Origin of the sequence: Isoptericola sp. NPDC060185, from assembly GCF_042728595.1 — a bacterium.
Lineage (GTDB): Bacteria > Actinomycetota > Actinomycetes > Actinomycetales > Cellulomonadaceae > Isoptericola.
Genome location: NZ_JBHWYY010000166.1, coordinates 1 through 1,077 on the forward strand (window position 1 = coordinate 1; position 1,077 = coordinate 1,077).

The following is a 1,077-nucleotide window of genomic DNA, read 5'->3' on the forward strand; positions in this document are numbered from 1 at the left end:
AGGCGATGTGCTGGATCTGGCGAGTGTTGGTGTGCGGGTCGACAGCCTGACCGACCTCTCGGCGATCTCTGGTGGTCCGGGTGCCCGGCTCACCGCGATCCGGGCCCAGGCGGTGGCGTTCAGGCAAGAGTTCCTCGGAACCGGCACTCCCGACAGCGTCACGACCTGTGACCTGATCACCCTGCCGTATCCGACACGGTTCGGCTTGTTCCGCGCGTCCCGCGCGATAGCGCCGTTCCTCGCGATCACCAACCGGATGTTGGTCATCAGGTGGCGTGAGAGCGACGGGACGCCACGGGTGCTGCTCTTCGAGCCCAGCGATGTCGAACTCGGCCGCTACACGCCGTACTTCGACAAGCTCGTCGAACGGACCCCCGACATGGTGTCGAAACGGATGGTGACCGAACACGGCACTGTGGTCGAGCACCTGTCCCGCCTCGGAATCGATCCGGCCGAGGTCGATTACCTGATGTTCGACCACCTGCATACCCAGGACCTGCGCCGCTGGATCGGCACCACCACTCACCAGGCCGACCTCGGCGAGCAACCGAAACCCGTTTTCCCGCGCGCGAAGGTCATCGTGCAGCGTGACGAACTGGCCGCGATGGCGGATCTGCACCCGATACAGCGCCCGTGGTACCAGCCCGGGGCCTACCGCGATGTGTCGCCGGAGTCGTTCCTGCCCATCGACGGGTCGGTGGTGCTCGGTCCCGGCGTCGCGGTGGTGAAAACCCCCGGCCACGTCTTCGGTAACCAGAGCTTGGTGCTCCATACCTCCACCGGGGTCTGGGTCAGCAGTGAGAACGTCATCGCTGCGGAATGCCTCACCCCGGAGTTCTCCCGGATGCCCGGGATCGCGCGTTGGGCGCGGGAGTGGGGACAGGAGATCGTGCTCAATGCCAACACCATCGAAACCACTGTCGATCAATACAACTCGATCATCTTGGAGAAGACGCTGGCCGATCGAAGCCAACGTGATTCCCGCTTCGTGCAGTTCTTCCCGTCGAGCGAGCTGACAGCGGCGTGGACCAATCCTGGTACCTCACCGACATTCACCCACGGTGCGATCACGCACCG

Annotated in this window: 1 protein-coding gene; it reads left to right on the forward strand. The window is 64.4% G+C overall.

The genetic code is table 11. The features are described 5' to 3' along the window. A partial coding sequence (locus tag ACFWDO_RS21465) for a hypothetical protein (protein ID WP_380347221.1) occupies nucleotides 1-1,077 on the forward strand: 1,077 nt, incomplete at both ends.